The sequence below is a fragment of the Streptomyces sp. NBC_01260 genome (assembly GCF_036226405.1).
In the GTDB taxonomy this organism is placed as follows: Bacteria; Actinomycetota; Actinomycetes; order Streptomycetales; family Streptomycetaceae; genus Streptomyces; species Streptomyces laculatispora.
Genome location: NZ_CP108464.1, coordinates 7,007,847 through 7,020,519, shown reverse-complemented (window position 1 = coordinate 7,020,519; position 12,673 = coordinate 7,007,847). Strand labels below are relative to the sequence as shown.

The following is a 12,673-nucleotide window of genomic DNA, read 5'->3' as shown; positions in this document are numbered from 1 at the left end:
CGTCTCGTGCGGCAGTGCCGGAGGATCCGTCAGCTGTCAGCTCTGGGTGGTGGGCTTCGCGTCACTCACGGGGCGGGAGCTCGTGACATCACCGGGAGCGGCCTGAATGGTGCGCGCAGCCGCGGGCTGCTGGGCCGTCTGGTCGGCGGCCGCTTCCGTCGTGGCCGCCGCCGCCGGCTCGTCGTCCTTCCGCATCGCCTTGGCCTCGCTCTTGAGGATGCGGGCCGACTTGCCCAGCGAACGGGCCATGTCAGGAAGCTTCTTGGCACCGAACAACAGGAGAACGACAGCGATGATCAGAACGATCTCGAGAGGCTTCAGATTGCCCATGATGTGCTTCCTTCTCGCTGAGGCGGCTGGAGGTGGGCTCGCTGCCCTTGGGTCGGACACGCATCCGACCAATTCGCTGGGAGCGATCGTAACCCGCAGGAGTAAACGCGAGGCAATGCCCGTGCATACTTTGGATAGCGGCCAGCACCTCCCTGCCTGGGCCGCCACCAGCAGCGTACCCCCCGAGACTGAGAAACAGGAGGCCGCGCCCTCCCCGATCGAGCAGGCCCTCTACCTCAGGGTTTCACCCGTGGCCGCGAGATCAGTGGCCGCGCGCTCCAGATCCTCGGCGGCCCGGTTGATGCGCTCGGTGGTACGCGTCACCTGGTGACCGAGGCGCTGTGCCTCGATGAAGACCTTGATGGCCAGCACGCCCAGGACGGCGATTCCGAGGAACCCCAGGGCGATGGCGAGCATGGGCCAGAACATGCGCAGAGCCTCGATGTTTCTAGTGTCCGGGTGTCCGGTGGTCCGACGTTCTGACGGCCGGTGTCCTGTGAAGGCTGGTGTGGTCTGTCTAAGGGCGGGTGTGCAGGCGCAGCGTCCGCACACCGCCGTCGGTGAGGAGCTCGACTATCCGCTCCCCCGCGGGTCTGCGGACGGCGGCGTCGCACTCGGGGCAGGTGAAGGAGTAGAACGTCGTCCGGCTGGTGGCACCGATCGCGAGCCGGATGGCGCCCGCCGCCAGCTCGAACCGTGCGCGGCAGTCCGGGCAGGCGGCCCTGAACCGTACGGACTCGGGAACGACGACGGTCGCCACGGAAGAGACATCCGACACCGCAGACAGGTTGCTCATTTCTCCTCCGCCGTCCCCTCAGGCCGGGCCGTCGTACGCGGTGAGTGCCGCTCGGGCGGCCCGCTGCGCGCTCTGTGCCAGCTCTGGCGGCGAGACGATGCGCCCCTCCCGGCCGAGCCGGAGCCCGAGGCGGCGCAGCGAGGCGGGGTCGGGCGTGCGCAGGGTGATCCGCAGACCGCCGTCGGGCAGCTCGTGGGCGCTGTCGTGCGGGTAGTACTCGGCGACCCAGCGCCCGCCGGGACCGACCTCGACCACGACCTCCGGGTCCTCGGCGGCGGGCTGGACCAGGCCCTCCGACAGATCCCGCAGCTCCAGCTCGGGCGGCGCGGCCGGCTCGTCGAGCAGCCGGATCTCGGCGACCCGGTCGAGGCGGAACGTACGCCGGTCCTCGGAGGACCGGCACCAGGCCTCCATATAGGTGTGCCCCACCGCGAAGAGCCGGATCGGGTCCACCTCGCGCTCGGTGAGCTCGTCGCGCGCGGGCGAGTAGTAGCGCAGCCAGAGCCGGCGCCGCTCGGAGATCGCCCGGTCCACATCGGCGAAGACGCCGCCCTCGGACTCGAAGGTGACCGAGAGCCGGGAGCTCGCCGCCCCCACCTCACCGGCCGCGGCCTCCAGCTTGGCGGTGGCACGCAGCAGCGCCTGCCGGTCGCTCTCGCGCAGTCCGGGCAGCGTCGCGACGGCTCGGGCGGCGACCAGCAGGGCCGTCGCCTCGTCGGCGGCGAGCCGGAGCGGCTCCGCGACATCGTCCGGGTTGTGCCACCAGATCCGGTCCCCGTCGGTGTCGATGTCCAGGAGATCGCCGCCGCGGAAGCTGGTCCCGCACATGGGCAGCACGTCGAGGTCCGAGATGAGCTCGTCCTCGGTGATCCCGAAGGCCCGCGCGACGTCCTGGACGTGGGCGCCGGGGCGCTCGCGCAGATAGGTCACCAGGGAGAGCATCCGGCGGGTCTGGTCGATGGCGTTCGTGGCCATGAATACGGTCCCCTCAGTCCTTGGCCACGGCGCGCAGCCGGTCCACCACATCGGCCCGCAGATCCGCAGGTTCCTGTACGACCACGTCCGGGCCGAACTCGACGAGCCAGGCGTCCAGACCGTGTCCGTACGGAATCTCCAACTCCTCCCACCCGTTCCCGAGTTCCCGGACCGATATCGCCCGGGCCCGGAGCGGATAGCCGGAATCGGCCCGCAGCCTGATCAGTGCGGTGCGGGTCGCCGTCTCCCCCGCCCAGCTCTCGACGGTCTCGCGGACGGTGACGACGTCGGGCACCTCGGCGGTGAACGCGCCGGCCCTGGAGCGCACCTTGCCGGCGATCCGGGACAGCCGGAAGACCCGCTCCGCGCCCCGGCCCCGGTCCCAGCCGGCCAGATACCAGTGACCGCGCCAGCACTCCAGCGTCCACGGCTCGACCTGGCGCTGCTCGGGGCGGGCGGCATTGGCCTTGCGGTAGTCGAAGGTCACCGGCCTGCGGTCCCGGCAGGCCAGCATCAGCGGTTCGAACGCGGCCTCGTGGACGGGGATACGGGGTTCGAGGGCGCTGTGCACCTCGTACGCGTCCTCGGCCTCCGGCATCCCCGCCGCCCGCAGCTTCTGCAGGGCGCCGCTGGCCGCGCCGGCCAGCCGGGCCTGCTGCCAGACCTTGGCGGCCAGCCCGAGCGCGGCGGCCTCCTCGGCGTCCAGCGTGATCGGGGGCAGCCGGTTGCTGTCGCGACGGGCGAGATAGCCGGTGTCGCCGTCCAGGTTCTCCACGGTCTCGATGACCAGGCCGAGCTCGCGCAGATCGTCCTTGTCGCGCTCGAACATCCGGTTGAAGGCGTCGTCGGAACCCGCCTCCAGGTAGGCCTCGATGGAACCGCGCAGTTCGCGCTTGCTGAGCGGGCGCCGGGTCCCCAGCAGACACAGCGCCAGGTTCATCAGCCGCTCGGCCTTGGCAATCGCCATCGACGCCCTTTCTGTTTTGCTCTACGACCGTCGACCGTACCGCTCCGGGGGGTCCGGACGAAAGCGAGGGCCCGTGCCTTGCGGCACGGGCCCTCGTATCGCACACAGGTGCGGGATCAGACGGCGACCAGGTCGCAGACGAAGATCAGCGTCTCGCCCGGGGCGATGGCGCCGCCGGCGCCGCGGTCACCGTACGCGAGGTGCGAGGGGATGGTCAGCTGGCGGCGGCCGCCGACCTTCATGCCCTGCACGCCCTTGTCCCAGCCCGCGATGACCTGTCCGGCACCGAGCTGGAACTTGAGCGGAGTACCGCGGTTCCAGGAGGCGTCGAACTCCTCACCGGTGGAGAAGGCCACGCCCACGTAGTGGACGGAGACGGTCTGGCCGGCCTGGGCGACCGCGCCGTCGCCTTCCCAGATTTCCTTGATCTCCAGGTCGGCCGGCGGCTCGCCACCCGGGAAGTCGATCTCGGGCTTCTCGATGCTCACTGACTTTGCTCCTCTAAATGATGAACTGGGCAACCGGGACAGTCTTACATCTTCGCCAGGATGTCCACGGCGAAGACGAGCGTCGAGTTCGCCGGGATGGACTGCTGCGCCTTGCTGCCGAAGGCCTGGTCCGGCGGGACGACGAGCAGTACACGGCTGCCGATCTTCTTCCCGATCAGGCCGTTCTTGAGTCCCTTGAGGGTGACCTGGGCCAGCGGGAAGGTCTGCGTCTTGCCCGTCGCGTAGGTGCTGTCGAACGTCTTGCCGTCCTTCCACAGCAGACCCACGTAGTTCACGACGACACTGTCGCTCCCCTTGACGACCTCGCCCTTGGACTCCAGGACGTAGTTGGAGACCAGCTTCTTGGGCGGAGCGGACTTGCTGGGGATCTTGACGGTCGGCGCCTTGCCGTCCGTGTTCGTGCCCACCTTCGGCAGGTCGACGTTGTCCTGGGCGACCTCGGTGCCCTTGGCGGACGCCGGGATCTGCTTCGCCTTCAGGATGTCGACGACGAAGACGAGGGTGGCGTTCGGCTTGATGTCGCCCTGGCCCTGCGCGCCGTAACCGAGGTCCGGCGGGATGACCAGCTGGACCCTGCTGCCGACCTTCTGGCCGACCAGGCCCTTGTCCCAGCCCTGGATGACCATGCCGGCGCCGAGCGTCAGGTCGAACGGCTGCTTGCGGTCGAAGCTGTTGTCGAACGGCTTGGTGGAGTCCCAGGCCTGCCCGAGGTAGTTGACCTGGATCGCGTCGCCGTTCTTGAGCTTCGCGCCGTCACCCTCACTGACAACGTTGGTCTTCAGCTCCTTGGGCGGCGTTCCCGTGCCCTTGGCCAGGGTGGGCTTCTCGCCGAACTTCGCGCCCGCGGTGATTGCGGGGAATCCGTCCTTGGAGGGGGCGGACGCGGAAGCGGAGGCGGAAGCGGAGTCGGAGCCCTTGTCGTCGCTGCCGCAGGCCGCTGACAACAGCAGCAGGGGGACGACTAGAAGGCCGGCAAGTCGGCGCACTGGTTCCTCAGATCTCAGACGGCACATGTGTTGGTTCGTGTCCGGAAAGTATCGTCGTCCGCCCGAAGAGCGGGGCCCGCGGCGTTCGGTGCGTGCTCCCGCAAGGCGCCGGAGCGCCCTCGCAGCGGAGCTACTCGGGCACTTCGGCGACGCCGCGGGAGTGCGTGCCGGAGGTCGCGGGCCTGACGTGACTTGTGCGGGCACGACCCTGGGGGGTCCCCGACACTCTAGGGCGTGCGCAGGGCCCCGTACGAGGAACGTACGGGGCCCGAGTCGCGCCGGGGTCTGTCGACAGGCCCTGGGAGCCGGGGCACTTCCTGCGCCGGCTCACATACCCGCGATCAGCTTCTCCACTCGGTCGTCCACGGAACGGAACGGGTCCTTGCACAGCACCGTCCGCTGCGCCTGGTCGTTGAGCTTGAGGTGGACCCAGTCGACGGTGAAGTCCCGCCGCTGCTCCTGGGCCCGCCGGATGAAGTCGCCGCGCAGCCGCGCCCTGGTGGTCTGCGGGGGCACCGACTTGCCCTCGAAGATCTTCAGGTCGTTGCAGATGCGGGCCGCCTGACCCTTGCGCTCAAGGAGGTAGTACAGACCGCGGCGGCGATGGATGTCGTGGTAGGCGAGGTCTATCTGAGCGACCCGCGGATTCGACATGGTCATGTTGTGCTTGGCCCGGTAGCGCTCGATGAGCTTGTACTTCATGACCCAGTCGATCTCGGTACCGATCCGGTCGAGGTCCTCGGCCTCGATCGCGTCGAGCGTACGGCCCCACAGTTCGAGGACCTTCTCGACGTTGCCCGTACGGATGCCGCGGCGGTCGACGAAGTCCACGGCCTTCTCGTAGTACTCGCGCTGCACCTCGATGGCGGATGCCTCGCGGCCACTGGCGAGGCGCACCTTGCGCTGCCCCGTGATGTCGTGACTGACCTCCCGGATCGCCCGGATGGGGTTCTCCAGGGTCAGATCCCGCATCACCGTGCCCGCCTCGATCATGCGGAGCACCAGGTCGGTCGCGCCGACCTTGAGCAGCATGGTCGTCTCGGACATGTTGGAGTCGCCGACGATGACGTGGAGGCGGCGGTACCGCTCGGCGTCCGCGTGCGGTTCGTCCCTGGTGTTGATGATCGGACGCGAGCGTGTCGTCGCGGAACTGACGCCCTCCCAGATGTGCTCGGCACGCTGGCTGACGCAGTAGACGGCGCCCCGCGGGGTCTGCAGCACCTTGCCGGCACCGCAGATCAGCTGCCTCGTGACGAGGAAGGGAATGAGGATGTCCGCGAGCCGGGAGAATTCTCCGTGCCGGGCCACGAGGTAGTTCTCATGACATCCGTAGGAGTTTCCAGCCGAGTCGGTGTTGTTCTTGAAGAGATAGACGTCGCCCGCGATTCCCTCCTCGTGCAGACGGCGTTCGGCGTCGACAAGCAGGCCTTCGAGAATGCGCTCGCCGGCCTTGTCGTGAGTGACCAGCTCGGTCAGATTGTCGCATTCGGGGGTTGCATATTCCGGATGCGATCCCACGTCGAGGTAGAGGCGGGCGCCGTTCCGCAGAAAGACATTGCTGCTGCGGCCCCATGACACAACACGGCGGAAGAGGTAGCGCGCCACTTCATCAGGAGACAGTCGGCGCTGTCCCCTGAACGTGCACGTGACGCCGTACTCGTTCTCCAGCCCGAAAATGCGGCGGTCCATGACTGAACATTACGCCTGATGGCCCGAGCTGAAACCGGGTTCGACGGCACCGTTTCGATCATTTTCCGATCCTCGCACCGCAACAGCGCTATGCCCGGGAGCTGCGAGGACCCTTCCGGTGGCCAGCAGAACCAGCAGCGCCGCCACTCCACCGGCCCCCGCGACGGCGAAGCTCCATGCCGTCCCGCCCAGTTCCACGGCCGGGCCCGCCACGGCCGTCCCGGCCGCCGCGCCCACCCCGAACGTCGTCACGAGCCAGGAGAACGCCTCCGTCACCGTGCCCCTCGGGGCGTGCCGGTCGACGACGATGAACGAGCAGGCGATCGCGGGTGCCAGGAACACCCCGGCGACGCCGGCCAGCACGGTCATCGCCACCACACCGGGGGTCAGCGTCAGCGGCAGGTAGCCGAGCGCGAGCAGCGCCACGATCACCCGCAGCCGGCGCTCGGGCGGCCCCGACCACTGCCGCGCCCCGTACACCGCGCCGCCGATCAGCGCGCCGAGCCCCAGGGCGGCCATCAGCCAGCCGTAGACGGACTCCCGGCCCTGGTCGTCGGCGTACGCCACGCCCGCCACCGTGATGGAACCCAGCGCCAGCCCGACGAAGAAGAAGGAACCGAGCAGGGCCAGCAGCCCCGGCGAGCGGAGTGCACCCAGCCAGTGCGCCTCGCGCGGCGCGGAACGCCAGGTCCTGGACGGTTCGGACAGGACGACCGAGAGCGCCCCCAGGACCCCTATCGCGTTGATGACGAGCAGCGCGGCGGCGGGCGACCAGAGGGAGACCAGCAGGGTCACCAGCAGCGGCCCCACCGTGAACATGACCTCCTGGGCGACCGCGTCCATGGCGTACGCCCGGTGCACCCGGTCCTCACTGCCGAGGACGGTCGGCCACAGGGCCCGCAGCCCGCCCTCCAGGGGCGGCGTGGCCACCCCCGCGAGGGCCACGGCCCCATAGGCGAGCGGCAGCGACCCGAAGCCCGCCACGGCGAGCAGGGCCATGCCGAGTGCGGACAGGACGGCGGCGGGCAGCTGGACGCGCGGCTGGCCGTACAGGTCCACGGCGCGGCCCAGCAGGGGCTGTCCGACCGCCGTGCCCAGCCCGTACACCGCGGCGAGCGCGCCCGCGAGGGCGTAGCTGCCGCCCTCCGCACGGGTGAACAGCACGATCGCGATGGGTGCGGTGCCGTTCGGCAGCCGCCCCACGAGGGTGCCCGTCAGCAGCCGGGCGGCGTGCCGCGCCCGGAGGATGTCCAGATATCCCGCGGCCATGTCCCGCCCCTCTCCCTGGGAAGCCTTTCCGGCCGCCCGAGGTTTTACGTATAACTTCCGGGTTCATACGTACCATGTGGCCAGTCCGCAGGTCCACCTCACGGCGCCTGCCCCGACCGGCCCGGAGGCCCGAGTGACCAGCCCAGCACAGCCCGCCCCGCCCCGGCCCACCAGCCGTGACGTGGCGCGGGCCGCCGGCGTCTCCCAGGCCACCGTCTCGCTGGTCCTCGGTGACAAGTGGCGCGGCCGGGTCTCCGAGGCCACCGCGGACCGCGTGCGGGAGGCCGCCCACGGCCTCGGCTACCGGCCGAATCTCGCCGCCCGCAATCTGCGCCTGGGCCGCACCAGGACCGCCCTGCTGGTCGTCCCGGCCCTCACCAACGAGTTCTTCGCCCGGGTATACACCGGGGCCGCCGCGGTAGCCGCGGAACACGGCTTCGGTGTCGTCCTCTACCCCTCGCCCGACGGCACCGGCCCCGCCCGGGACCCCTTCGCCTCGGCCCGCACGGCACTCGACGGGGTGATCGCCTCGTCCATGGCCGCCGACGCGCTGGGCGCCCTGCACGGGGCCGATCTGCCCCTGGTCATGCTCGACAGCGATCCCTCGGCCCCGGGTCCGGCGGCCCGGGTCAACCTCGATGTCGCCGACGGGATGCGCCAGGTGACGGAGCACCTGCTCGCTCTCGGCCACCGCCGCTTCATCCACCTCGCCTCGGCCATCGACACCTGGACGTTCGCGGTCCGTGCCGGAGCCGTCCACGACGCCCTGCGCGGCGTGCCCGGCACCGATGTGCGCACCGTGCCGGCGGCGCTGGACGTACGGGCCGGCCGCGAGGCCGCGGAACGCGCGCTGGCCCTTCCCGGGCCCCGCCCCACCGCCATCGTCTGCGACGACGACATCCTGGCCGCGGGCGCCTGCAAGGCCGCCCGCCGGCTCGGGCTGCGGGTGCCGGACGACCTCTCGGTGACGGGCTTCGACGATCTGGCCCTGGCCACGGCCGTGGAGCCGGAACTCACCACCGTGCGGCTGCCGGCCGAGCAGGTCGGCGAGCGCGGCATGAGCGCCCTGCTGGCCGTTCTGGAGGGACGCACGGCCGAAACCGGCAGCCTCCCGGTGCGCCTGGTCGTCCGAGGCTCGTCCGCTCCCCCGCCCACGGGCCGGCGCTCATGACAGAGCCCCGGCCCGCCGGAGCGGCGGACCGGGGCTCGGACACACAGCGGAACGTGCTATTCCACGTCCCCACCGGAATCCTTGGAGTCGGTGGAGTCGGTGGAGTCGGTGGAGTCGGTGGAGTCGGTGGAACCGTTGGAGTCGGTGGCGGCCTTCTTCTCGCCCGACTTGCCGCTCGGCTTACCGGCGTCCGTCGTCGCCGCGGCGGTGTCGTCGCCGTCCTCCGTGTCCGAGGGGGCGTCCGTCGGCGTCGAGCCGGCGCCGTCCGCCTCCAGCAGCCGGGCCAGCTGCCGGCCGACGATCCGCTTGAACTTGCGCTGCTGCGGCCTCGTGCGATCCAGGACCGCGACCTCCAGCCGCTCCGCGGGGATCTCCCGCTCACTGCCGTTGGGATCGCGGGACAGCGCCTGCACCGCCAGCTTCAGCGCCTCGGCGAGCGACATCCCGTCACGGTGCCGCTGGTCCAGGAAGGTGCTGATCTGCTCCGCGTTCCCACCGACGGCGACCGAGCCGTGCTCGTCCACGATCGAACCGTCGTGCGGCAGCCGGTAGATCTGGTCGCCGTCCGCCGCCGCGCCCACCTCGGCGACCACCAGCTCCACCTCGTACGGCTTCTCGGCCGCACTGGAGAAGATGGTGCCGAGCGTCTGCGCGTAGACATTCGCCAGTCCACGGGCCGTCACGTCGTCACGGTCATAGGTGTATCCGCGCAGATCGGCATAACGCACACCGCCGATGCGGAGATTCTCGTACTCGTTGTACTTACCGGCGGCGGCGAAACCGATCCGGTCATAGATCTCGCTGAACTTGTGCAGCGCACGGGACGGGTTCTCGCCGACGAACACAATGCCGTCGGTGTACTGCAGCACAACCAGGCTGCGACCACGGGCGATGCCCTTCCGGGCGTATTCCGCCCGGTCGGCCATGGCCTGCTGAGGTGAGACATAGAACGGCGTCGACACCGGCTATCCGTCCCTTTCTGTCAGTGGCAAGAGCATCGAAGAAGCCTCGGAACGAGCGGTCAGAGCAGCTCGGCGCGCGGGCCGTCGGGCTCGACGAGCCGTCGTTCCAGAATCGAGCGGGCGATCTCGGAGGATTCCGTCTCGGTCAGCTTCCGGAAACCCTCGTCCGTGATGACGGTGATGATCGGATAGATACGCCGGGCCACGTCGGGACCGCCGGTCGCCGAATCGTCGTCCGCCGCGTCGTACAAGGCCTGTACGACCAGAGTGAGTGTCTGCTCCTCCGTCAGGTCCTCGCGGTAGAGCTTCTTCATGGAGGTGCGGGCGAAGATCGACCCGGAGCCGGTGGACGCGTACCCCTGCTCCTCGGAACGGCCTCCGGTGACGTCGTACGAGAAGATCCGGCCCCGCTCACGGTCGACGTCGTAGCCGGCGAAGAGCGGCACCACGGCAAGACCCTGCATGGCCATCGCCAGATTGCTCCGGATCATCGTGGAGAGCCGGTTCGCCTTGCCCTCCAGGGAGAGCTGGGCGCCCTCGACCTTCTCGAAGTGCTCCAGCTCCAGCTGGAAGAGCTTGACCATCTCCACGGCCAGACCGGCGGTACCGGCGATACCGACCGCCGAGTACTCGTCGGCCGGGAACACCTTCTCGATGTTGCGCTGCGCGATCATGCTGCCCATGGTCGCCCGCCGGTCACCCGCCAGGACCACGCCGCCGGGGAACGACGCCGCGACGATGGTGGTCCCGTGCGGAGCCTCGATGGCCCCCTTCATGGGCGGCAGCTGCCGATTGCCCGGCAGCATCCCGGGCGACTGGTCGGTCAGGAAGTCCATGAAGGAAGAGGACCCGGGCGTCAGGAAGGCAGCTGGTAGACGCCCGGTGCTACGAGTGTTGGCTTCCACGCGTTTCCCTCCAGGTAAGCGATGGCCCTGCGCAAGGTGTCAGGATCATCTCCCAACTTGCCTACGGCCGAATTGCAGTTGAAGCACCGTATGCCACGGACCCTACCCGTCCGACGGCAGTGATCCACATGTATGGCGGAGGCATTCGGACCGATCGCGCGGCCCCTGCCCGGGGCGTGCGGTGCGGGCACCCGCCCGCACCGCACGCCGGTCCCGGCGCCGAGCCGGTTACTCGCCACCCTTTTGCACGAATGAGCGAACGAAATCCTCTGCGTTCTCCTCGAGGACGTCGTCGATCTCGTCGAGAACGTCGTCGACGTCGTCGCTCAGCTTCTCCTGTCGCTCCTTGAGGTCCTCGGAGGCCTGCGCTTCCTGCGCCTGCTCCTCGGCCCCCTCGGTGGAACGCGTCGCCTTCTGCTGTCCGCCGCCGGTGTCCTTGGTCGCCATATAGCTCACCCCGCTCGGTTCGAAGCACTTGATCAGACCCTACCTACGGGGTCCGACATTGGCCCGGTACTTGTCTCAACGTCCGGAGGTCATCGGAATGATTCCCAGCCGACGGCCCTTTCAGCCGCCCGACAGCACCCGGACCAGCTCTTCCGCGGTACGACAGCGGTCCAGGAGGTCCTTGACGTGCTCACGGGTGCCCCGGAGCGGTTCCATGGTGGGCACCCGCTGCAACGAGTCGTGACCCGGAAGATCGAAGATGACCGAATCCCAGGAGGCCGCCGCGACGTCGTCCGCGTACTGGTCCAGGCAGCGGCCGCGGAAATACGCCCTGGTGTCCTCCGGAGGCGCTGTACGGGCCTGCTCGACCTCGTTCTCGTCCAGCAGGCGCTTCATCCTGCCGCGGGCCGCCAGACGGTTGTAGAGGCCCTTCTCGGCCCGTACGTCGGCGTACTGGAGGTCCACCAGATGCAGGCGGGCCGCGTCCCAGTCGAGGTTGTCGCGCTGGCGGTAGCCCTCCATGAGCTTCCGCTTGGCGACCCAGTCCAGCTCGCCCGACAGGCTCATCGGATCGTTCTCCAGCCGGTTGAGCGTGTCCTCCCAGCGGATCAGGATGTCCCTTGTCTGCTCGTCGGCGTCCGCCCCGTACCGCTCCTCGACGTACTTGCGGCCGAGCTCGAAGTACTCCATCTGGAGCTGCACAGCGGTGAGTGTCCGCCCGCTGCGCAGAGTGATCAGCTGCTGGAGATCCGGGTCGTGGGAGACCTGGTGCAGCGTGCGCACCGGCTGGTCGACGGCCAGGTCGACGTTGATGAAGCCGTCCTCGATCATGGAGAGGACCAGCGAGGTGGTGCCCAGCTTGAGATAGGTGGAGATCTCCGAGAGATTCGCGTCGCCGATGATCACATGCAGCCGGCGGTACTTCTCGGCGTCCGAGTGGGGCTCGTCGCGGGTGTTGATGATCGGGCGCTTGAGCGTGGTCTCCAGGCCGACCTCGACCTCGAAGTAGTCGGCGCGCTGGCTGATCTGGAAGCCGTGCTCGTGGCCGTCCTGGCCGATTCCGACCCGTCCCGCTCCGGTGACGACCTGGCGCGAGACGAAGAACGGGGTCAGATGGCGCACGATGTCCGAGAACGGGGTCTCCCGCTTCATCAGATAGTTCTCGTGCGTCCCGTACGAGGCGCCCTTGTTGTCGGTGTTGTTCTTGTAGAGGTGGATCGGCTGGGCGCCGGGCAGCTGGGCCGCGCGTTCGGCGGCCTCGGCCATGATGCGCTCGCCGGCCTTGTCCCAGAGGACGGCGTCCCTGGGGTTGGTGATCTCCGGGGAGCTGTACTCGGGGTGCGCGTGGTCGACGTAGAGCCGTGCCCCGTTGGTGAGGATGACATTGGCCAGGCCGATGTCCTCGTCCGTGAGCTGGCTGGAGTCGGCGGTCTCGCGGGCGAGGTCGAAGCCTCGCGCGTCACGCAGCGGGTTCTCCTCCTCGAAGTCCCAGCGGGCGCGGCGCGCCCGGTGCATCGCCGCCGCGTAGGCGTTGACGATCTGGGACGAGGTGAGCATGGCATTGGCGTTGGGGTGGCCGGGCACGGAGATCCCGTACTCGGTCTCGATGCCCATTACTCGCCGTACGGTCATGCGGCCCTCCTTGCCCGGCGTCGCTCCCTTCCGGG

14 protein-coding genes and 1 pseudogene are annotated in these 12,673 nt (G+C 69.3%); 1 reads left to right on the top strand and 14 read right to left on the bottom strand.

All coding sequences use genetic code 11. The features are described from left to right. Positions 1–36: 36 nt before the first annotated feature. The 9 genes from tatA to OG322_RS31305 form a co-directional block, all read right to left on the bottom strand. Complete coding sequence (tatA, locus tag OG322_RS31345) at positions 37–333, bottom strand: Sec-independent protein translocase subunit TatA (protein ID WP_123469763.1); 297 nt, start codon at positions 331–333, stop codon at positions 37–39. Between the two features lie 228 nt (positions 334–561). Then, entirely contained in the window at positions 562–759 is a 198-nt protein-coding gene (locus OG322_RS31340; protein WP_123468657.1) for a hypothetical protein, read from the bottom strand. Between the two features lie 88 nt (positions 760–847). After that, complete coding sequence (locus tag OG322_RS31335) at positions 848–1,126, bottom strand: hypothetical protein (RefSeq protein WP_123468660.1); 279 nt, start codon at positions 1,124–1,126, stop codon at positions 848–850. Positions 1,127–1,144: 18 nt separating this feature from the next. Continuing rightward, positions 1,145–2,101 carry a helix-turn-helix transcriptional regulator gene (locus OG322_RS31330; RefSeq protein ID WP_123468662.1) on the bottom strand — a complete coding sequence of 319 codons (957 nt, stop codon included), beginning with the start codon at positions 2,099–2,101 and terminating at the stop codon, positions 1,145–1,147. Between the two features lie 13 nt (positions 2,102–2,114). Continuing rightward, entirely contained in the window at positions 2,115–3,068 is a 954-nt protein-coding gene (locus OG322_RS31325; RefSeq protein WP_123468663.1) for a helix-turn-helix transcriptional regulator, read from the bottom strand. Between the two features lie 116 nt (positions 3,069–3,184). After that, complete coding sequence (locus OG322_RS31320) at positions 3,185–3,556, bottom strand: FKBP-type peptidyl-prolyl cis-trans isomerase (protein ID WP_123468665.1); 372 nt, start codon at positions 3,554–3,556, stop codon at positions 3,185–3,187. 44 nt (positions 3,557–3,600) lie between these two features. Beyond that, positions 3,601–4,563, bottom strand: a complete 963-nt coding sequence (locus OG322_RS31315; protein ID WP_123468667.1) for an FKBP-type peptidyl-prolyl cis-trans isomerase — start codon at positions 4,561–4,563, stop codon at positions 3,601–3,603. 327 nt (positions 4,564–4,890) lie between these two features. Beyond that, positions 4,891–6,252 carry a Pup--protein ligase gene (pafA, locus tag OG322_RS31310; protein WP_123468669.1) on the bottom strand — a complete coding sequence of 454 codons (1,362 nt, stop codon included), beginning with the start codon at positions 6,250–6,252 and terminating at the stop codon, positions 4,891–4,893. Positions 6,253–6,261: 9 nt separating this feature from the next. Continuing rightward, positions 6,262–7,521, bottom strand: coding sequence for an MFS transporter (locus OG322_RS31305; protein ID WP_123468672.1), 1,260 nt, complete (start codon positions 7,519–7,521; stop codon positions 6,262–6,264). Between the two features lie 133 nt (positions 7,522–7,654). Here OG322_RS31305 and OG322_RS31300 point away from each other — a divergent pair, with 133 nt between their 5' ends. Further along, entirely contained in the window at positions 7,655–8,692 is a 1,038-nt protein-coding gene (locus OG322_RS31300) for a LacI family DNA-binding transcriptional regulator (protein WP_185095654.1), read from the top strand. Positions 8,693–8,748: 56 nt separating this feature from the next. Here OG322_RS31300 and prcA read toward each other — a convergent pair whose 3' ends face one another. From prcA to dop, 5 genes and pseudogenes are all read right to left on the bottom strand, one after another. Next, positions 8,749–9,654, bottom strand: coding sequence for a proteasome subunit alpha (prcA, locus tag OG322_RS31295; protein ID WP_124286499.1), 906 nt, complete (start codon positions 9,652–9,654; stop codon positions 8,749–8,751). 59 nt (positions 9,655–9,713) lie between these two features. Next, positions 9,714–10,559, bottom strand: a complete 846-nt coding sequence (prcB, locus tag OG322_RS31290; protein WP_123468678.1) for a proteasome subunit beta — start codon at positions 10,557–10,559, stop codon at positions 9,714–9,716. Further along, positions 10,511–10,702 (bottom strand): annotated as a pseudogene (locus OG322_RS31285) (endonuclease domain-containing protein); the annotation flags it as partial. The gene prcB and the pseudogene OG322_RS31285, both read right to left, overlap by 49 nt. A gap of 85 nt (positions 10,703–10,787) precedes the next feature. Continuing rightward, entirely contained in the window at positions 10,788–11,006 is a 219-nt protein-coding gene (locus OG322_RS31280) for a ubiquitin-like protein Pup (RefSeq protein WP_123468680.1), read from the bottom strand. A gap of 120 nt (positions 11,007–11,126) precedes the next feature. After that, complete coding sequence (dop, locus tag OG322_RS31275) at positions 11,127–12,638, bottom strand: depupylase/deamidase Dop (RefSeq protein ID WP_185095655.1); 1,512 nt, start codon at positions 12,636–12,638, stop codon at positions 11,127–11,129. Positions 12,639–12,673 lie beyond the last annotated feature (35 nt).

What these genes read in the sequence shown, in the direction of transcription:
- dop (WP_185095655.1), bottom strand. Translation starts at nt 12,638, where the DNA reads ATGACCGTACGGCGAGTAATGGGCATCGAGACCGAGTACGGGATCTCC.
- OG322_RS31330 (WP_123468662.1), bottom strand. Translation starts at nt 2,101, where the DNA reads ATGGCCACGAACGCCATCGACCAGACCCGCCGGATGCTCTCCCTGGTG.
- pafA (WP_123468669.1), bottom strand. Translation starts at nt 6,252, where the DNA reads ATGGACCGCCGCATTTTCGGGCTGGAGAACGAGTACGGCGTCACGTGC.
- OG322_RS31340 (WP_123468657.1), bottom strand. Translation starts at nt 759, where the DNA reads ATGTTCTGGCCCATGCTCGCCATCGCCCTGGGGTTCCTCGGAATCGCC.
- OG322_RS31280 (WP_123468680.1), bottom strand. Translation starts at nt 11,006, where the DNA reads ATGGCGACCAAGGACACCGGCGGCGGACAGCAGAAGGCGACGCGTTCC.
- OG322_RS31335 (WP_123468660.1), bottom strand. Translation starts at nt 1,126, where the DNA reads ATGAGCAACCTGTCTGCGGTGTCGGATGTCTCTTCCGTGGCGACCGTC.
- OG322_RS31305 (WP_123468672.1), bottom strand. Translation starts at nt 7,521, where the DNA reads ATGGCCGCGGGATATCTGGACATCCTCCGGGCGCGGCACGCCGCCCGG.
- OG322_RS31325 (WP_123468663.1), bottom strand. Translation starts at nt 3,068, where the DNA reads ATGGCGATTGCCAAGGCCGAGCGGCTGATGAACCTGGCGCTGTGTCTG.